The sequence below is a fragment of the Pseudomonas sp. GQ91 genome (assembly GCF_059758795.1).
Window position 1 is genome coordinate 56,661 of the sequence record NZ_JCAXED010000012.1, and the last position, 19,062, is coordinate 75,722.

Sequence of the window (19,062 nt, forward strand, 5' to 3'; positions counted from 1 at the left end):
GATAGATAAGAACCTATGAATAGTCCCTTGGAATGTAGGGGGGTAGCGATTTTCTTGCACGTTCTGGCATGCCCTGATAGCTTCTTAGGGGAATAAAACAGTCGGAGTTGGCATGGCTTTCTACAGCGCGGGGGTGGAGTACGGCATTCACTGCCTGCTATTTTTGGTCGATGGCCTGGGTGATAGCCGCGAGGCCAGCGTGCGAGACCTGGCTGATCTGCAAGGAGTGCCGCAGGATTACCTCGCGAAGATATTTACCAAGCTCGCCAAGGCCGGACTGGTGACCGCCACCGAGGGTGTCCGGGGCGGTTTCAAATTGGCCAAGCACTCGCAGGACATTTCGATGCTGGACATCGTGCTGGCCATTGATGGCCGCAAATCCATGTTCGAATGTAGAGAAATACGTGGTCGCTGTGCGTTATTCGAAGGCGATGCACCGCCATGGGCGAGGGAAGGAACCTGCGCTGTCCATGGTGCGATGATTGCCGCACAGAAACGGATGGAGGAGGTGTTGAGCCAACAAACCATTCTCGATCTTGCGCTCAAGTTTGGGCGTAAAGCGCCTGCCGAGTTTTCCAGCGATGTGAACGGCTGGATGGAAAGCCGGCGGGGTGGTCGTGGGACGGTGCCGCTGGTGGATGTAACCGATTGATCAACCAAATGTGTTAACTGTCTCCCTCTTTCTTGATGGGGTAAGTCATGGTTGGCAGGTGCTTCTAACGTCATAGGGCAGTAACGTTGCGGTTTCATATTAATCGGCAGGCCCGGCTCTCCGGTGCGGGTGGCTACTCGGTCTATAGCGATAGTCTGCTTCTGACCGGAAACATCTCCCCAGGCCAGAGCCCAACTTCACTTATACAAAATCGCCTGATGAATATCCTCCAACGCCATGATGCGCTGGGCGGCGTTGAGCTTGATGGCTTCCTTGGGCATGCCGAACACCACGCAACTGGCCTCGTCCTGGGCCACCGTGGCGGCTCCGGCCTCGAGCATTTCTTTTAGTCCGCGTGCGCCGTCGTCGCCCATGCCGGTCATGATGATGCCGGTGGCATTCTTGCCGGCGAACCTGGCGACCGAGCGAAACAGCACATCCACTGAAGGCCGATGTCGGTTGACCAGCGGCCCGTCGATCACCTGGGCGTGATAATAGGCGCCACTGCGGGTGACCATCAGGTGCTTGCCGCCAGGGGCGATCAGGGCCAGGCCGGGGAGGATGCGGTCGTTGTTGCGCGCCTCGCGCACTTCGATCTGGCAGACGCTGTTGAGGCGCTCGGCGAAGGAGGCGGTGAATTTCTCGGGCATGTGCTGCACGATCACCATGCCTGGGCACACCCGCGGCAGTGCCGTCAGCACCGCCTCCAGCGCCTGGGTGCCGCCGGTGGAAGTGCCGATGGCGACGATACGTTCAGTGGTCTGCGCCATGGCATGGCCATTGGCGGCGGGCAGGATCGCATCCGCACTGAGCTTGCCGGCCGGGGCAAGTGTTGGCGTCGGCCTGACGCTGCGCTTGCCCAGGTTCCTGACGTTGGAGTTGGCCGCGGCGCGGATCGATGCGACCAGTTCGGCGGCTGATTCGATCAGGAAACTCTTCAGCCCGGTCGTGGGTTTGGTGATAATTTCCACTGCGCCCGCCGACAGCGCCTGCAAGGAAGTTTCCGCGCCTTTCTGGGTCAGCGAGGAACAGATCACCACCGGCGTCGGCCGCTCGCTCATGATCTTTTTGAGAAAGGTGATGCCGTCCATGCGCGGCATTTCCACGTCCAGCACAATCACATCCGGCCATTCCCGGGCGAGTTTGTCCATGGCGAAAATCGGGTCGGAGGCGGCGCCCATGACGTGGATATCCGGCGTGTCGCTTAAAATCGCCAGCAGCACCTGGCGCACCACGGCCGAATCATCGACCAGCAGCACACTGATTTTTTTGGTAGGCATCTTGGTTAAGTGTTCCCATTGGTTGGTGCCGAACCCAGACGTTGCCGTTCCACAGGTCGAACATGATTGTGCGGTAACCGGTACTGCCCATGTCCTGGGCGGTCAGGTGCAGTTGATGCTGCTCGGCCAGGGCCAGCGCCGCGCGGATATTCAGGCTGGCCACGTCCTGCGCCGGCAGGTGGCGCTGCTGCTCGGGGAACATCTGACCGCCGCCGAACAGCTTGACCTGATACTCCTGCGCCCGCGTGCCATTGGCGTGGGCGTGGTGCAGCAGCAATTCGAGCGCCTCGTCGGCGTATTTGCCGTCCAGCGGTTGGTCCTTGCGCGAGCGTGCCGGCAGCATGAAGTGACACATGCCGCCGATTCGCCGTTGCGGGTGCCAAAAGGTGATTGCCACGCAGGAACCGAGCAAGGTGCGCAGGCGCGTAGGCCGCGTTGCAAAGCTGACCTGGCCAGGTGCCAAGATCACTTCGGTCGCACCGACAGGCTTGTTCATGGCTTGCGGTAAATCGACGGCGCCACCAGCTTCAAGGTGTCATTGACACCGTTGAGGCTTTCCGAGTGACTGATGATGAAGTAGCCGCCTGGCTTGAGCAGCGGCAGCAGACGCGCCACCACCTGGCTTTTGGTCTGCTGGTCGAAATAGATCATCACGTTGCGCAGGAAGATCACCTCGAATTCCCCGAGGCCGGGCAGCGGTTCGTTGAGGTTGACCTGGACAAAGTTGACTCGGTTGCGCAGGGTCTTGTCGATCAGGAAGGTGCCCTCCTGGCGGCCGATGCCCTTGAGGCAATACTTGGTCAACAGCGGCTGGGGCAGCGTCGCGGCGCGCTCCATGGAGTAATGGCCGTTGCGCGCCTTGGCCAGCACTTGGGTGCTGATGTCCGAGCCGATCACTTCCCAGGGTGTGGTGCCCAGGGTCTCGGCCAGGGTCATCGCCAGGCTGTAGGGCTCTTCACCCGAGGAGCTGGCCGCGCTCCACACGCGAAACACCTTGCCCGGCGCGGCCTTGGGCAGCACCTGCTGACGTAGGAAGTCGAAGTGCTTGGGCTCGCGAAAAAAGTAGGTTTCGTTGGTGGTCAGCAAGTCCAGCGCGACTTGCAGCTCGCCCTTGCGCTGATCGCTCATGATCAGCTTGAAGTACTCACCATAGCTCTGCAGCTCATAGTGCTTGAGGCGCTTGAACAGGCGCCCGGCCACCAGGGCTTTCTTGGCGGGAGACAGGTTGATGCCTGCCGCGCGGTACAGCCAGGCCTGGAACTGACCGAATTCACGATCGTCGATGGAGGTGGTGTCGGGCATGATCGGGCCTCAACGCGGGTCGAAGTCGAGGGCCTGCGCCTGGCCGTTCTCGGCGAGGCTGGACATCTCGTCGATGGACAGCACCTTGTCCACTTCCAATACGATCACGAACTTGCCGTCGACCTTGGCCATGCCACTGATGAAATCGGCGCGAATCCGCGCGCCGAAGCTGGGCGGCGGCTCGATCTGCGCGGTCGGGATCTCCTGCACGGCGGAAACAGTATCGACGAGCAGCCCGATGTCCTGGGATTGGCCATCTTCAATACTGGCTTCGATGATGATCACGCAGGAGCGTCGGGTGATCGCCGAGTTGGCCCGCCCAAAGCGCGCCGACAGGTCGACCACCGGCACCACCGCGCCGCGCAGGTTGATCACTCCGCGCACGAAGGCTGGCATCATCGGCACCACGGTCAGGCTGCCGTATTCGATAATTTCCTTGATCCCCAGAATGCCGATGGCGAACATTTCGCCGCCGAGCATGAAGGTCAGGTATTGCGCATCCTCATCTACTGCAACTGCGGTATGACGAGTAGTCATCACTGCGCCCATGTCATTCTCCCTGTAAGCCCGCATCGATTCTTGCGATCAGAAACGGGTGAATTCCGATTCGTCCGGGGTGCTGGCCGTAGTGTAGGCAAAGGCCTTGCGCGGTGCCTGTTGTACCGGGCGTGGCGCCTGGCGGCTGGGCTTGCCGGGGGTGTCCACGTTGCTGCCTTCAGGGGCGGCCTTGGACGTTGAATCGAGCACGAAGAAGCTCATCGCCTGTTGCAGTTGCTCGGCCTGGCCGCTCATTTCTTCCGCGGTGGCCGCCAGTTCCTCGCTGCTCGACGCGTTCTGCTGGGTGACTTGGTTGAGCTGGGTCATCGCCGTGTTGATCTGCGCGACACCCGCCGCCTGTTCTTCGGATGCGGCGCTGATTTCCTGCACCAGGTCGGAGGTCTTGTTGATCGACGGGACCATTTCGTCAAGCAACTTGCCGGCTTTCTCGGCCATGTCCACGCTGCTGGAGGACAGTTCGCCGATTTCCTGGGCGGCTACCTGGCTGCGCTCGGCCAGCTTGCGCACTTCGGCGGCCACCACCGCGAAACCCTTGCCGTGCTCGCCGGCCCGAGCGGCCTCGATGGCGGCATTGAGGGCGAGCAGATTGGTCTGGTAGGCGATGTCATCGATGATGCTGATGCGCTGGGCGATTTTCTTCATCGCCACCACCGTCTGCTGTACCGATTCGCCACCGTCGGTGGCTTCCTTGGCGGCCTTGCTGGCCATGCCATCGGTGACCTTGGCGTTTTCGGTGTTCTGGTTGATGCTGGCGCTCATCTGTTCGACCGAGGCACTCGTTTCCTCGACGCTGGCCGCCTGTTCACTGGTGGCTTGGCTCATCGATTGCGCGGTGGCGCTGACTTGCTCGGAGGCGCTGGCCAGGTTATCGGCGGCATTGCGCACTTCGCCGATGATATGCGCCAGCTTGCCGACCATGTTGCGCATGGCGTTGAGCACCATGCCGGTCTCGTCTTTTGCGCCAGGCTCGATGTGGGCGTTGAGGTTGCCTTCGGCCAATTGTTCGGCGGCGGTCGCGGCTTGCCTCAGCGGACGGGAAATGATCCGTGCGATGAACACCGCCAGGCCCAGGCCGATCAACAGCGCAGCGACCAGCACCGCGATGATCGACAGGCGTGCGCTTTCGTACAGCGCCGTGCCCTTGTCACCGGCGACGGTAGCGCCGGCGTCATTGAGTTCGACCATTTTCTGCAGGTGGCTGGTCACCTCATCGAAATGCACCTTGGACTCACCCCTGAGCAAGCCGCGTGCCTGGGCATCCTGGTTCTGCCGGGAAAATTCGAACAACGCCTTGCTGCTCGCCAGGTAGGCGGTCCAGGCGCTGTTCATACTGGCCAGGAGCTGGCGATCTTGATCATTCGACAGCAACTGCTCGTAGGTGCCCATGCGGGTTTCGAACTGCTGGCGCGCCTCGGCGGCTTCCCGCTCGGCCTGCTCCTTTTCCTCCACGACCTCGGTGCTGATGTGGTTGTTTTCTTTCAAGCGATAGTTGGCGGCAAAAAAGCGCATGCCCGCCGCCGCGCGCATTGAGGGCATCCAGTTGCCCTTGATGTCCTGGGCCGCCTGGTTCACGGCGCCAAGCTGGAGGACGGCGAACACCCCCATCACCGCTGTGAGTGCCAGGACCACCAGGAATGAGCTGATCAACTTGGTGGAAATCTTCAGATCGTAGAACCATTTCATCGGGGAACCTCCATGGAATTGCAAATGCGTCAGCGAACGACGACCGGTGGCGACTGAGGTGCCTGGGGCGTGCGGGCTTCCAGTTGTACGAGTTGGTTGAGCAGTGCCGGTACATCCAGGATCAACGCCACCGCGCCACTGCCCAATATGGTCGAGCCGCTGATCCCGCGCAGTGCGCCGAACAGCTTGCCCAGGGGTTTGATCACGGTCTGGAACTCGCCGAGCAGGTCATCCACCACCAGCCCGGCCTTGTGCTCGGCGTAACGCACCACCACCACATTCTGGCGGCGAGCGGCCGGACCTTCGTGGCTGAAGTGGTCGCGCAAGTCCACCAGCGGCAACACCTCGCCACGCAGGTCTGCATAACCCTGGTCGCGGCTGGACTGGCGCTGGTGTTCATCCAGCTCGATACATTCCTGGACCATGTCCAGCGGGATCACGTAGGTGGATTGGTCGACGCCGACCAGGAAGCCATTGATGATCGCCAGGGTCAGCGGCAAGCGAATGCGCACCACGGTGCCCTGGCCGGGCCGGCTGTCCAGGTCGACGGTGCCGCGCAACAGGGTGATATTGCGCTTGACCACATCCATGCCCACGCCACGCCCGGACAGATTGGTCACCGCCTCGGCGGTAGAGAAACCTGCTTCGAAGATCAGGTTGTAGATCTCCTGATCGGTGAGCACCGCACCGCTGGCGACCAGCCCGCGTTCCTGGGCCTTTTCCAGGATGCGTTCGCGGTTGAGCCCGGCGCCGTCGTCGGCGATTTCGATGACGATGCTCCCCGAGTCGTGGTAGGCATTGAGACTCAGATGGCCCTTGGTCGGCTTGCCAGCCGCACGCCGGACATCGGCGCTTTCGATACCGTGGTCCATGGCGTTGCGCAGCAGGTGCATCAGCGGGTCGCCGATCTTCTCGACAACGGTCTTGTCCAGTTCGGTTTCCGCGCCGTTGATGATCAGTTCGATGTCCTTGCCGAGTTCCTGGCTGACATCACGCACTACGCGGCGGAAACGGTTGAACGTGTCGCCGATGGGGATCATGCGCAGGTGCAGGGCGCCATCGAGAATCTCTTCCACCAGCCCCGAAACCATCGAAGTGGCCTCTTGCAGTGGGTCGTTGTTACAGGAGCGGGCCAGCAGGCTCGCGCCGGCGCTGGCGATGACCAGTTCGCCGACCAGGTTGATCAACTCGTCGAGCTTGTCGGCGTTGACCCGCACGTAATTGCCATCCCGGGCTTTCGGCTCGCTGGTCGCTGGCAGGCGCTGCGGCGAGGTCGTCATGGGGCCTTGCTCGGTCTGCGTGACCAGCTCGGTACCTGGGGTGGCGATGCTGTCGGACGCTTCGTCGACTGCACTGATGTGCACTTCACAGTCGTCGCGCACGAAGTCAAACACTTCGTTGAGGGTGGCGTGGCTGGCCGTCGAGCGCAGGTCGATCTCGAACCCCAGGTAGCAGCTTTCCGGGTCCCAGCTGTCCATGGCCGGGATGCTGTCGGTCAGGGTGCTGACCTGCACCATCTGCCCCAAGGTATCGAGGTAGCGCAGGAACGACAGCGGGTCCATGCCATTACGAAACACGTCCACGCCGAAGCGCAGGGAAATGTGCCACAGCACTTCGGCGGCCGTGTCTGCAGCGGCTGCGACGGTTTCGACGCTTTGAGCGGGGGCGCCGGGCGCCTGATAGGCACTCAACGCCTCGCTCAATGCCGCCTCTCGTTCCAAGGCCGCGGGCTGGAGCGTCTCGCCCCGGTGGGCGACGACCTCGATCAGCTCGAGCATATGATCGCCGCACTTGAGCAACACTGCGATCAGCGGGGCATCCACGGCCACGCTGCCGTCGCGCAGCCGGTCGAGTACGTCCTCTACAATATGTGTAAAGTTCACGATAGGCCCCAGGCCGAACAGGCCGGCGGAGCCCTTGATGGTGTGCGCGGCGCGGAAAATCGCGCCGATGGCATCCTGGTCGGCGGGCTCGCTTTCCAGTTGCAGCAGGGATTGCTCCATGGCCTGCAACAGTTCGCGTGCCTCGACGATGAATGTCTGCTGTGCCTGATCGAGATTGATGCTCACTTGGACTTTCCTTGTCGATCAATGAACGAGGACGCGCTGACTACACGGCGGCGCTGCCACACAATTGGAGTACCTGCGTAACCGCCTGGCTCTGGCCGGTCACGCTCAACGCTGTACCGGCGACGCCGGCTTCACGCTGGATGACCGCGAGCAACTGCAGGCCGGCGCCATCCATTTCTGTGACCTGGGACAGGTCCAGCTCCAGGCGTGGCGCCGCGCCAATCCGCGGCAGCAGCGCGCCCGCCAGTTCTGCCACGGTGTAGATCGTGAGTTCGCCGTCAATGCCCACGCGGGCGGTGTCGTCAAGTGTTTCACGGGTGATCGGCATGGGAGCCTCCCTGGCGCCGGGTGTCACGGCAGGATCAGTTTTGATACCGCTGCCAGCATCTGCGCCGGCTGGAACGGCTTGACCACCCACGCCTTGGCGCCGGCGGCCTGGCCTTCGGCCTTCTTCGATTCCTGGGACTCGGTGGTAAGCATGATGATCGGGGTGAACTTGTAGTTGGCCAGCTTCTTGACCTCCTTGACGAAGGTGATGCCGTCCATGTTGGGCATGTTCACGTCGCTGATGATCAGGTGCACCTTCTGCCCGGTGAGCTTGCCCAAGGCATCCCGGCCGTCGCTGGCCTCGATCACGTCGTAACCGGCGCTTTTCAAGGCAATGCCGACCACTTGCCGCACGCTGCTGGAGTCGTCGACCACTAATACACTCTTCGCCATGATGTGCTCCTAAAAGAAGGTGATGTCTTGAGAATTCTGCTGCACGGCTGCTTTTCCATGATGGGTGCGCCGTTGCTCGTCGGTGGCGTAGGTGGCTTCCATGCGCTCCAGCCACTGCCGGGCATCGACGCCCACCGCCTGGTCCGGGGCCTGGCGGGCCTGCAATAGGTGGTCATGCAAGGCGTGCATGTTGTCGCGCACGTGGCTGAGGATCTGGCTGACCCGATCCTGGAATTGCAGGTTGACCAGCACCTCGGTCATCTCGTCACGAATGCCGTAGCTTTCCTGCTTGAGCAGGTCGGCGGATTCGGCCAGGCGCCCGGTGATGTTCTGGAAACGCTCGAGCACCAATTGAATACTGTTTTCGGACGCGGCCACCGACTGGCTGTCCTGGTCGGCGCTGCTGGACGCGGCCTGCACCAGTTCGGTAATGGCGTTATTGATGATGTCGACCTTGGCCGACATCTGCTGGCCGGTTTCGCTGGATTTGCTCGACAGGCTGCGCACCGCATCGGCCACCACCGCGAAGCCGCGACCGGCTTCACCGGCACGCGCCGCCTCGATGGCCGCGTTGAGTGCGAGCAGGTTGGTTTGCGCGGCAATCGCCGCCACGTCGGCGGCCATGGTGCGCAGTTCGCCGGTATAGGCAGTGAGGCTGCGCACTTGGACCAGGGTCTGGTCACGGCTGGTTTGAGTGGCCTTGAGTGAGTTGATCACCTGGCTCAGCTCGCTGTCACTGCGCGCCAGTACCTTCAGTGCGCCGTCGGCCGCCTGTCCATCCAGTTCACCGGCAGCATGCTGCGATGCCTGGACCGTTTCCTGCAATCGCGTGGCGATCCCGGTAAAACGGTTGGCCAGGCTCACAATCGCTTCTTCGGTCTGCTGGCGCGAGCTTTCTACCTGCTTGGCCCAGATCGGCATGGCACCCAGCAACACCTCATCGAGCTGCGCCCGCGAGGCCATGCCGTTGTGCGCCGCGTCTGCCTCTGACTGATCCGCCAGCGTCCCAGCAGTGGCTCGCAGCAGCGCGTCACGCTGCGACCGCGTGCTCCAGACGCAGGCGCCGAGACCGATCAGCACCAGCACCGCGCAGGCCGCCAGGTTGGACAGGGAGGTTGACTGCAGGAGTATCCACATGACGGCGGGCACGACCGGGATGAAACCGAACCAACGAAAACGCGGAGGACCGGGAAGGGGAGTGCGGCTGGATTGGCGCGGGATCATGGGTTCGGTCCTTGAACGTTGTTGCGGATATAAATGACATAGGGGTTATCTGCCCTGTGCGCCGCAACTTTAGACCCTCCTGGATACCTTCCGTCTGGTTATGACCAATAGGTTACCGATCAGGGCGTTACGGTCGCCCTAACCGTTGAGACTGAGGTGCAAATGCTGACGCCAGCCACTCAAACTCCTCGGGATCAGCTCGAGAGGGGGGATACCGCCCGATCTGGTTAGCGTCGGTGACGGGTTAAAACGTGACCTTGGGACGGCGCGGAACCTGACATCGGCGCACGTTGGGGACCCGGCGCGATGTTGCGTCCAGAAAGGCCTGGAGCCTTTAAACCGGCCGGCTGAGCAACAACAAACGTGCTGCCAGAACGGTCATTACCGCAGCGAAGCAATAAGAACCCAGGCGTTTGTGGATCGAGCCTTTGCGAAGGCTCGCATGCAGCCGTCCGGCGCAAAATCCGAGCAGGGAATGAAAGACCAAGGCGATCAGCGCAAGCAGCAAACCCAAGAACATCAATTGCAACGTGACGCTGCTGGTGCCGACGCTGACGAATTGCGGTAGGAACACCATGAAGAACAACAGCGCCTTGGGGTTTAACAGGCTGTTGAGCGTGGCCCGGATCAAGATCTTCCGCAATGAGGCCTGCGTAGGCTGAGTCTCAGTATCCGAAGGGGGCGTCCTCAATGCTTGCCAGGCCAGCCACATCAGATAACAAGCGCCTGCCCACCGCAGCACGTCGAACGCCGGTGCCCAACTCATCACCAATGCCCCTAAACCCGCGCTAACCATGACGGTCATCAGAACATCGGCCAGGGTTATTCCCAGCGCCGCCGCGAGACCGGCGCGCCAGCCGTGCGCGACGGCGTGGCTGGTGACGATAGCCATGTTAGGGCCTGGCACAATCAGCAGCAGCAAGGCGGCAACGATGAAAAGATAGAGATTAGTGCTGTCCGGCATGGCGCAATACTTCCTTGGATGAAAAGTAATGCTAACCGGGAATGTTCAGGTAGAAGCAGATACAGCGAGGACGGATTTGGCCGCAACAGTCTGGTGTAGAGAGGCAAATTGACAGTTGTTAAGGTTGACGGGCATTGGGCGACTCGTAATGGAGATCCCTTTGACGCTTGGTAATCATGCGGGGTGGTCCAAAGGACCTATCCCGCAAGCCTCACCCACACGATCTGTGTACCGGAAAAGGCCGGCGAAGAAGCGCTTTACTTCATCTGCCGTGTGCGCTTCCAGAGACTGCCCGTCATGCACGGTTTTCCAGTCCAGGTGCGAGATCAGCTTGTCCCTTGCATGAGTAGCGTGCGCTGCAACACGGCTTTGCCAGGGGACAGTGGTGCATACTGGGCTGGGCAAGGCCTGTACACGTGAGATGTCTAGAGTTCGCCTGCGGGTTTTTTCAGCACAATGAAACCTGACAGCAGAATAAGGACCAGGCCGGTAGCGGTTCGGCTGTTCAGCATTTCGTTGAACAACAGGGCGCCCCAGGCGATGGCAAAAATCAGGTAGGTGTAGTCAAACGCACCAATGACCGAGGTCTCACCAACCTGGTAGGCCTTGGCGAGCCCGATGCTGACGACCACCATCAGGACCGCCAACACGATCATGATCCACCAGTCGGCCTGGCCCATGGCCGACCAGCCCCCAATCAGGAATCGCAAGCCGTCATCCGCCGGAAAATGCGGGCCGGTCTGCAGCACTACCAGGCTGCCCACCACTCCAATGATCAGCAACGCGACATTCATGGCCAACGCCAATAATACGGGGTCCTCATCGGCACATTTGCCCTTGGTCACCACCACGGCAAGGGCGTATAGAATGGCGGCGAGTACAGGCAGTAGCGCGTAGGTATTGAAGTCTTCGGTGCTCGGCGCCAGGGTAATCACGACCCCGACAAAACCCAGGCTGATCGCCAGCCATTTGCGTATGGTCACGTTCTCCTTCAAGGAGAGGGCCGAGAACAAAGCGATGAACAGAGGTGTGGTATAGATGGCCAAGGCGGCGACGGTCAGGCTGATGAAGGGCAGTGCGCCGTAAAAGGCGATCCACATCAACGACAGCAGCAGGCTTCTTATCACCACCCACAGGGGAGACAGCGGCCACAACTGCGGGGCGCCGCGCAGGTGAACCACCAGGGCCATCAGAATGCCCGAGGCCAGGAAAGAACGGATTACATACAATTGCCACATTGAAGTATCGGCACTGGTGGCCTTTATGATGGCGTCTGACACCGAGAGTAAAAATACCGAACCTACAATGATAAGAATGCTTTGTCGGTTATCGCTGGCGGTTATCGTAGTGCTTCCAGACATGAGTTTTCCTTGATTAACTGCTTTAAGGATTCTGGGTGTGCACTGGCTGTATTTAAAGTGACTTATGGTTACGCAGCAGGACTGAAAGTTATGGATAATTTCAAACGCTCACTGCCCCCGCTGTCCAGCCTTGTGCCTTTTGAAGCGGCGGCGCGACTTGAGAGCTTTTCCAAAGCCTCTGAAGAGTTGAACTTGACCCAGGCCGCAATTAGCAAACAGGTACGTACTCTCGAAGAGTTCCTGGGGGTTGCTTTATTTACCCGCAGAAATCGGGCGGTATTCCTGACGGCGGCGGGTGTCGAATTTCGCGATACTGTTCGGAGCGCATTCCTGGGGATTGCGTCGCGAGCCGAAGACCTGAAGAAAGGCCGGGATAACAGCGAAGTAGTTCTGGTGGCACAGTTGTGCGAAGCTTTTTATTGGCTGACGCCCAATATTCCCGCGCTGCATAGGAAGTACCCGGATATGGAGGTGCGCCTTAACGCATCGACCCAGCCCATCACCGCAACCGCTGAAAAATTTGATATCGCCATCCAGACCTCAGGCCGGGCTTCTGGCGATCACACGCGGTTGTTTACCTTGAGCGACGACATCTATCCGGTCTGTAGCCCGCGCTACCTCGCTTCTTTTGGCAGTACACCGCCGGCCTTGACGGACTTGGCCAACCTGCCGTTGCTGCACCACGTTGCGGTGCCGCAAGACTGGAGCACCTGGAATGATTGGTTGCTGGAATTCGGCATCAAGGCAGGTGACCCCAAGGACAAATTCTTCGACAGTTATCCGGTGATGATGCAGGCCTGTGTCGAGGGGTTCGGTTTTGCCTTGGGATGGCGCCGGACCACCGAAAAAATGCTCGCCAGCGGCGATCTGGTACGGCCCTTTGCCGAATCCACCCATCTGCCGGACGCCCTGAGCGTCTACAAATGGCGAGACGCCAACCTGCGCCCGGCAGCCCGGCAGTTGCTGGATTGGTTGAAGTCATCCTTTGGTGACTGAGCCTGCGTTCGACCCTTTGGACTGCCCCTCGGCAGCGTAGACATCTCCAGCCTATGCTTGGACGTCTAGAAACAAGAAAGCCCGCACGAGGCGGGCTTCTTGAGGTGATTCATAGACTGCTGTAGACATCTATGGATCGGTACTTGGTGGCTACACAGGGACTTGAACCCCGGACCCCAGCATTATGAATGCTATGCTCTAACCAACTGAGCTATGTAGCCAAGTGGCGCGCATTATTCGCGTAGAACGAAGATGCGTCAAGCCTTTTTGTTGAAAATTTTTCTACGCTTTCAACCGTTTAACGAAAATCACCGTTACGGACGACGAGTGGCCGTTGAAACGGCTGGGTGTTGAGTAACTCGTTAGCACCCTAAGGGGATAGCCAGCGCGCAGCGAAAAGTGGCACATTGTCGCTCCTGCACCTGTGCATCCATCTGCTGTACGGAAACGCTCTTCATGGCTCTCACCCATCCCCAGCCTTCAGTGGCTACGGCGTCAGCCGCCGGGCAATCCAGCCCGTTGGTCATGCGTGTCATCGGCGCGGTGGCGCTGGCGCATCTGATCAATGACTTGATCCAGGCGGTGTTACCGTCGATCTACCCAATGCTCAAGGCCAGTTATGGCCTGACGTTTACCCAGGTCGGCCTGATTACCCTGACATTCCAGCTTACCGCTTCCTTGCTTCAACCTTGGGTGGGGTATTACACCGATCGTCATCCCAAGCCGTTTCTGTTGCCGTGCGGGATGATTTGCACGCTGATCGGGATATTGATGATGTCTCAGGTCGGCAGTTTCCCGATGATCCTGCTGGCGGCGGGGTTGATTGGGGTCGGTTCGTCGACCTTTCACCCTGAAGCGTCGCGGGTTGCGCGCCTGGCGTCCGGCGGGCGCTATGGCCTGGCGCAGTCGACCTTTCAGGTGGGAGGCAATGCCGGTTCGGCCTTCGGGCCATTGCTGGCCGCCGCGATCATTATTCCCTTTGGCCAGGGCAATGTGGCCTGGTTCGGCCTGTTCGCGGTATTTGCCCTGGGTGTGCTGTACGCCATCAGCCGCTGGTACCGCAATCATCTGAACCTGTTCAAGCTCAAGCAAGGCCAGGCGGCGACTCACGGCCTGTCCAAGGGGCGGGTGCTGAGCGCCCTGATCGTGTTGGGGGTGCTGGTGTTTTCCAAGTATTTTTACATGGCAAGCTTCACCAGTTACTTCACCTTTTACCTGATCGAGAAGTTCGACCTGTCAGTGGCCAGTTCCCAGTTGCACTTGTTCCTGTTCCTCGGGGCGGTGGCGGCAGGCACATTCTTCGGTGGGCCGATTGGCGACAAGATTGGGCGCAAGGCGGTGATCTGGTTTTCGATTCTGGGCGTGGCGCCGTTCACCTTGCTGCTGCCCCATGTCGACTTGTTCTGGACCAGCGTGCTCAGTGTGGTCATCGGTTTCATCCTGGCCTCGGCATTCTCGGCGATCGTGGTGTACGCGCAGGAGTTGGTGCCGGGTAACGTCGGGATGATCGCCGGGGTGTTCTTCGGTTTGATGTTCGGCTTTGGCGGGATTGGTGCGGCGTTGCTCGGGCATTTGGCGGACATTCATGGCATCGAGTACGTCTACCGGCTGTGCTCGTACCTTCCCTTGCTTGGCGTCCTTGCCATCTTGTTGCCCCGTTCGAAAAAAGCCTGATGCGTCTAGGGGCAAAACTGCAAGCGCTGGGAAGTCAGTGTGCTGGAAGCGTCAGGCCGTAAAGGTTGACGCTTCGTTGCTGCTCACCGAAGCGTGCGACACCGGGTAAATATCCCCAGCGTTCCAGGCCCATTGCCTTGGCGATTCGCAGGCTGCTGTCATTGCCTTCCAGTACCCAGACCACGATGGAGCCGAAGCCGTAGCGGCTGGCAAGAGTGAGGGCGGCCCTGGCCAGGACCACGCCGGCCCCACGACCTCGATGGTCCTTGCGTATGTACAACACCGTTTCACCGGTACGCTTGCAGGCATCCCCGCCCCAGCAAAAACTGTGCACCCAGACGAATCCGATCACCTCGTCTCGACGCTTGAGGACATAAATCGGAAAGCCCTGGCGCTGATAGCCATTCACCACATAGGCGAACTGCTCCGCGCAAATTTTTTCCGTCAAGGTGGAGTTGAACCCGGTCTCGATGGTTTCATTCAGGATGCCGCGCATGGCTTCCAGATCCTCGGGTGCGAAGGCCTGCAGCCCTTTGGGCAGTGGTGTGCGGTGGCTGATCGGGTTCATCGACTCAGCCCGCCATACGTGGCTCGCTTGAGCTGTTCACGGGCCCTGGACAGTCTTGAGCGGACCGTTCCGATCGGGATATCCAGCACATTGGCGGTGTCCTGGTAGCTGCCGTCGGTTTCCAGGGAGGTGTAGAGCGTCACGCGCATTTCCGTGGGCAGGCGATTGATCGCCTGGAGCGCACGTTCAAGTCGACGGTTGATCTCGAACTCCCACCCCAGGTCGCGCCCTTCGTCCTGGCCATGCCAGAGCGCCTCATCGAATTCGCAATGCACGGGCTTGGCATACAAGCGGCGAAAATGATTGCGGATAAGGTTCTGGGCAATCCCGCACATCCAGGTACTCAAGGTGGCCTGGCCGCTGAAATTCGCTCTGCTGCGCCAGGCTTCCAGATAGGTTAATTGCAGAATGTCATCCGCATCTTCGGGATTGAGGATGCGTTTGTGAATGAAGTTACGCAGCTTTTTCCGATGGTCATCGGAAAGATCGAGCATCGATTGTGGAAAGCCAGGGCGGGTTGGTTCTACTGCATCGAAAGGGTTTTCCATTTTTTGTTCCTCAGGTAATCGCCATCGAATGGGTTTCGATGGAGACCTCCTAAGCAGCGCTTATGCCAACCTCGCTTGAATCATAGGTTGTTGATATATCTATATATTTTTTATTGCTTGAGCGTGTTGCATGCAAGATCTGGCACTGAGACTTATGAAACCGTGCCAGTTATTACGCGGGCAATAAAATGTTTCAGCAGTGGGAACTGTTTGAATGGCGGTGGCCACACAGAGGCATGAAAGATCACTCCCGGCCCCCTCTATGAAAGTTGAAGCACGCCATAGCGAAGTTGAAAAAATCAATCAACTGAACCGTGCTTCGGCCGTGGCTCAGTCACCTTTGCCGACGCCCCATGCCGCGCAGCACAACGCGGCAGAGGAAGTTGGCCTGCTCTTCAGTCAGCAGATGGAGCGCCGTAGTAAAAGCCTGGATCAGCGTCAGTTGGTGGTTGCGGGACCTGGGCAACGGGTGCAGAAAATCGAGCACTTGGCCCAGTTATACGAACAGCTGGGGCATCCCGGACAAGAGAGCCTGGCTCACCTGGCGCGACAGGTCCGGGTGTTGCTGTTACAGAAAACCAGTGTCGAAGGATTGCTGGAATTGACGGGAGGCGACCCGGCCAGGACGTATGTGGTGTTGGAGCACATCAGTGCTCAAGCCGAGGCCGAGGCGCGCCAGGTGGAAGCGGCGCGGGCCCGCGATTGCCTGACAACGCTGACCGAGCGCTACCAGGCACAGATTCAAGCTGCCCTGAATATCGCGCTGTCGTTGCAAAAAGGTACCGATGACCAGGCGTTACGCCAAGCCGTCCGCCAGTTGTATTACTCCAGTGTGGTGGTGCGCCAATCCTTGGCGACGATGATGCAAGCGTTGCTCGAACTGTTCGGCGGGGAGCAGTTCAATCACGGCTTGCAAGTCATGCGTCGGGCGCTGGCGGATGATGTCGGAGCCCAGGTTTCCTCCGTGCCCACGGCCAAGTTACGTACGTTATTGCTGGGGCTGCAGGCCTGCGGACAGCTCAACACGGTCTTGCGCGACTGTGCCGGGCTGGCCTTGCGCCTGACCCCGCAAGCCGTCGACAGCAACCAGCAGGCGGTGGTGCTGTTGCAACGTTTGCTGGGGTACGCCAGCACCGGTATTGCGCCCAGGGAGGTCGAGCGTCTTGGCTGCGAGTTCGGCGGGGAAGCGCTGTCGAGCCAACTGGTCTCACTGAATGCGCTCTACCCCTTGATGCAGCGCCTGCCAATGGCGTTGTGGCGCGATAGCCGAAGCCGCCAGGAAAGCTTGAGCAATTTCCTCTTGTGCATGGGGCGAAGCACAGCGGTGGAAGGGCGCACCACCGGCAGCCTGGCGGAGGTGTCCACGTGACTTCGCTTCAATGGCTCAACGCGGTGCTGTTGAGTATTGCGCGCCGCGCCGAAGTCATGGGCGCGGTGATTGTGCTGGCCATCGTGTTTATTTTTATCGTGCCGCTGCCCACCTGGTTGGTGGACATTCTGATCGCGCTCAATATCTGCATTTCCTGCCTGTTGATCGTGTTGGCGCTGTATTTGCCCGGGCCTCTGGCCTTCTCTTCGTTTCCGTCAATCCTGTTGTTGACCACGATGTTCCGTTTGGCGCTGTCGATTGCCACGACTCGGCTGATTCTGCTGGAGCAGGATGCAGGCGACATTGTCGAGGCGTTCGGCAACTTTGTGGTGGGCGGCAACCTGGCGGTGGGCCTGGTGATTTTCATGATTTTGACCATCGTCAACTTCCTGGTGATTACCAAAGGCTCGGAACGTGTCGCCGAAGTGGCGGCCCGCTTCAGCCTCGATGCGATGCCCGGTAAGCAGATGTCCATCGACAGCGACTTGCGTGCCGGCCTGATCGATGGCAACCAGGCCCGCAACAAGCGCGAGCAGTTGTCCCGTGAAAGCCAATTGTTCGGTGCGATGGACGGCGCCATGAAGTTCGTCAAGGGTGACGCGATCGCCGGGCTGGTGATCGTGGTGATCAACCTGTTGGGCGGGTTTTCCACCGGTATGTTTCAGCATGGCATGAGTGCTTCCGACTCTATTGCGTTGTACTCGGTGCTGACCATCGGCGATGGGCTGATTGCGCAGATTCCGGCGCTGCTGATTTCGTTGACTGCCGGCATGATCATTACGCGGGTCGCGCCGGACGGGCTTAACCAGGGCGCCAGTCACGTGGGTGCGGAAATTGCCCGGCAGATGACCAGCGAACCCAAGAGTTGGATGATCGCCTCGGTCGGCATGCTGGCGTTCGCCGCGCTCCCCGGCATGCCGACCGGCGTGTTCATTGTCATTTCGTTAATGACCGGGGCATTGGGTTATCACCTTTCACGTCAACGTGGGAAAGACCAGGCGCCTGAGGGACAAGGCGCGCCGCCGGTGGCGCCGCAAGACAATGGTCATGAAGACTTGCGCGGTTTTGATCCGTCTCGGCCTTACCTGCTGCAATTTGCCGCCGCGTGCGCGGGCGATGCCCGTGTCGCGGGGTTGATTCAGGCGATTCGCCAAGCACGTAATGCGATTGTCACCAGCGTCGGATTGACCCTGCCCCCGTTTGAAATCGAATACAGCCCGGCGCTCGCGGTGGACGAATTCCGCTTTTGCGTGCATGAAGTGCCGATGTTCAAGGCCTCACTGAGTGAGCGCTTGGCGGTGGCGCGGACCGACTGCACCCACGAACCGCCCCAGGGAATCCAGGGCCTGGCGGCTCGGGATGAACAGGATTGGTGGTGGCTGCCCGCGGATGACCCGTTGCTGGCCGACGAACAGTTGGAACGGCTTAGCGCTCAAGAGCTGATTGTCGACCGTATGAAGCGCGCCATGATGCTTAGTGGGCCTCAGTTTCTAGGCATTCAAGAAAGCAAATCAATCCTCAGTTGGCTCGAGTTCAACCAGCCTGAACTGGTCCAGGAGCTGCAACGCATCATGCCGTTGTCGCGCTTTTCCAGCGTGCTGCAACGCTTGGCCAGCGAAGGCATATCCCTGCGTGCGGTGCGCCTGATTGTCGAGGCGCTGATCGAGCACGGCCAGCATGAACGTGAGCCGGAAGCCTTGGCGGACTACGCTCGAATCGCCCTCAAATCCCAGATATATCACCAGTACAGCGAGGCCGACGGCTTGCATGCCTGGCTGTTATCGCCCCACACCGAAAACATCTTGCGCGAGGCGCTGCGGCAGACCCAGACCGGTGTGTTCTTTGCCCTGGACACTGAACACAGTGCATGGCTGGTCAGTCTGCTGAACGAAGGTTTCCCGCCGCGGGCCAAAATCAAAAGCGTACTGCTGGTGGCCCAGGATCTACGCAGTCCGTTGCGTACGTTATTGCTGGAGGAATTCAACCATGTACCGGTGGTGTCCTTTGCCGAGCTGACGAGTGCGGCGAAGGTCAAGGTCCTTGGCCGGATTGATCTGAACCAGGACGGTTTGCAGCATGAGGAGGTGGCGTGAA

General features: G+C 59.9%; 18 protein-coding genes and 1 tRNA gene. 5 read left to right on the forward strand and 14 right to left on the reverse strand.

Annotation, left to right across the window (positions count from 1 at the left end; genetic code table 11):
* Positions 1-112: 112 nt before the first annotated feature.
* Entirely contained in the window at positions 113-652 is a 540-nt protein-coding gene (locus AC6CIA_RS18495) for an RrF2 family transcriptional regulator (protein WP_498314030.1), read from the forward strand.
* Between the two features lie 197 nt (positions 653-849).
* Here the strand turns inward: AC6CIA_RS18495 and AC6CIA_RS18500 are convergent, their stop codons facing one another.
* The 11 genes from AC6CIA_RS18500 to AC6CIA_RS18550 form a co-directional block, all read right to left on the reverse strand.
* Positions 850-1,932: a protein-glutamate methylesterase/protein-glutamine glutaminase gene (locus AC6CIA_RS18500; RefSeq protein WP_498314031.1), complete on the reverse strand. Its 1,083-nt coding sequence runs from the start codon at positions 1,930-1,932 to the stop codon at positions 850-852.
* Entirely contained in the window at positions 1,895-2,428 is a 534-nt protein-coding gene (gene cheD / locus AC6CIA_RS18505) for a chemoreceptor glutamine deamidase CheD (protein ID WP_498314033.1), read from the reverse strand. The genes AC6CIA_RS18500 and cheD overlap by 38 nt, the downstream gene beginning before the upstream one ends.
* Positions 2,425-3,234 (reverse strand): CheR family methyltransferase, encoded by an 810-nt coding sequence (locus AC6CIA_RS18510; RefSeq protein WP_498314035.1) that lies wholly within the window; start codon positions 3,232-3,234, stop codon positions 2,425-2,427. The genes cheD and AC6CIA_RS18510 overlap by 4 nt, the downstream gene beginning before the upstream one ends.
* Positions 3,235-3,243: 9 nt before the next feature.
* Positions 3,244-3,783 carry a chemotaxis protein CheW gene (locus AC6CIA_RS18515; RefSeq protein WP_339532606.1) on the reverse strand — a complete coding sequence of 180 codons (540 nt, stop codon included), beginning with the start codon at positions 3,781-3,783 and terminating at the stop codon, positions 3,244-3,246.
* Positions 3,784-3,819: 36 nt separating this feature from the next.
* Positions 3,820-5,475 carry a methyl-accepting chemotaxis protein gene (locus AC6CIA_RS18520; protein WP_498314037.1) on the reverse strand — a complete coding sequence of 552 codons (1,656 nt, stop codon included), beginning with the start codon at positions 5,473-5,475 and terminating at the stop codon, positions 3,820-3,822.
* Between the two features lie 29 nt (positions 5,476-5,504).
* Entirely contained in the window at positions 5,505-7,544 is a 2,040-nt protein-coding gene (locus AC6CIA_RS18525) for a chemotaxis protein CheA (protein WP_498314039.1), read from the reverse strand.
* 40 nt (positions 7,545-7,584) lie between these two features.
* Positions 7,585-7,872 carry an STAS domain-containing protein gene (locus AC6CIA_RS18530; protein ID WP_498314041.1) on the reverse strand — a complete coding sequence of 96 codons (288 nt, stop codon included), beginning with the start codon at positions 7,870-7,872 and terminating at the stop codon, positions 7,585-7,587.
* A gap of 23 nt (positions 7,873-7,895) precedes the next feature.
* A complete protein-coding gene (locus AC6CIA_RS18535) occupies positions 7,896-8,264 on the reverse strand; it encodes a response regulator (RefSeq protein ID WP_073166955.1) in 369 nt (122 codons plus the stop codon).
* Positions 8,265-8,273: 9 nt separating this feature from the next.
* Entirely contained in the window at positions 8,274-9,488 is a 1,215-nt protein-coding gene (locus AC6CIA_RS18540) for a methyl-accepting chemotaxis protein (protein WP_498314043.1), read from the reverse strand.
* Positions 9,489-9,822: 334 nt separating this feature from the next.
* The gene (locus AC6CIA_RS18545) at positions 9,823-10,452 is read right to left on the reverse strand and encodes a LysE family translocator (RefSeq protein WP_498314045.1); all 630 of its coding nucleotides are present in this window, start codon (positions 10,450-10,452) and stop codon (positions 9,823-9,825) included.
* Between the two features lie 425 nt (positions 10,453-10,877).
* On the reverse strand, positions 10,878-11,813 hold the full coding sequence (locus AC6CIA_RS18550; RefSeq protein ID WP_498314047.1) for a DMT family transporter: 936 nt from the start codon (positions 11,811-11,813) through the stop codon (positions 10,878-10,880).
* Positions 11,814-11,903: 90 nt separating this feature from the next.
* Between AC6CIA_RS18550 and AC6CIA_RS18555 the strand changes: the two genes are divergently transcribed.
* On the forward strand, positions 11,904-12,809 hold the full coding sequence (locus AC6CIA_RS18555) for a LysR substrate-binding domain-containing protein (RefSeq protein ID WP_498314049.1): 906 nt from the start codon (positions 11,904-11,906) through the stop codon (positions 12,807-12,809).
* A gap of 144 nt (positions 12,810-12,953) precedes the next feature.
* Here the strand turns inward: AC6CIA_RS18555 and AC6CIA_RS18560 are convergent.
* A tRNA-Met gene (locus tag AC6CIA_RS18560) sits at positions 12,954-13,030 on the reverse strand.
* A 235-nt stretch (positions 13,031-13,265) separates the two neighbouring features.
* Here AC6CIA_RS18560 and AC6CIA_RS18565 point away from each other — a divergent pair.
* Positions 13,266-14,483, forward strand: coding sequence for an MFS transporter (locus AC6CIA_RS18565; RefSeq protein WP_498314051.1), 1,218 nt, complete (start codon positions 13,266-13,268; stop codon positions 14,481-14,483).
* A gap of 34 nt (positions 14,484-14,517) precedes the next feature.
* On the opposite strand, the gene AC6CIA_RS18570 is transcribed toward AC6CIA_RS18565, so the two are convergent.
* Positions 14,518-15,051: a GNAT family N-acetyltransferase gene (locus tag AC6CIA_RS18570; protein WP_498314053.1), complete on the reverse strand. Its 534-nt coding sequence runs from the start codon at positions 15,049-15,051 to the stop codon at positions 14,518-14,520.
* On the reverse strand, positions 15,048-15,599 hold the full coding sequence (locus AC6CIA_RS18575) for an RNA polymerase sigma factor (RefSeq protein WP_498314055.1): 552 nt from the start codon (positions 15,597-15,599) through the stop codon (positions 15,048-15,050). The genes AC6CIA_RS18570 and AC6CIA_RS18575 overlap by 4 nt, the downstream gene beginning before the upstream one ends.
* Positions 15,600-15,861: 262 nt before the next feature.
* Here AC6CIA_RS18575 and AC6CIA_RS18580 point away from each other — a divergent pair, with 262 nt between their 5' ends.
* Positions 15,862-16,968 (forward strand): TyeA family type III secretion system gatekeeper subunit, encoded by a 1,107-nt coding sequence (locus AC6CIA_RS18580; protein ID WP_498314056.1) that lies wholly within the window; start codon positions 15,862-15,864, stop codon positions 16,966-16,968.
* 56 nt (positions 16,969-17,024) lie between these two features.
* Entirely contained in the window at positions 17,025-19,061 is a 2,037-nt protein-coding gene (gene sctV / locus AC6CIA_RS18585) for a type III secretion system export apparatus subunit SctV (protein WP_498314272.1), read from the forward strand.
* The last annotated feature ends 1 nt before the right edge of the window (position 19,062 follow it).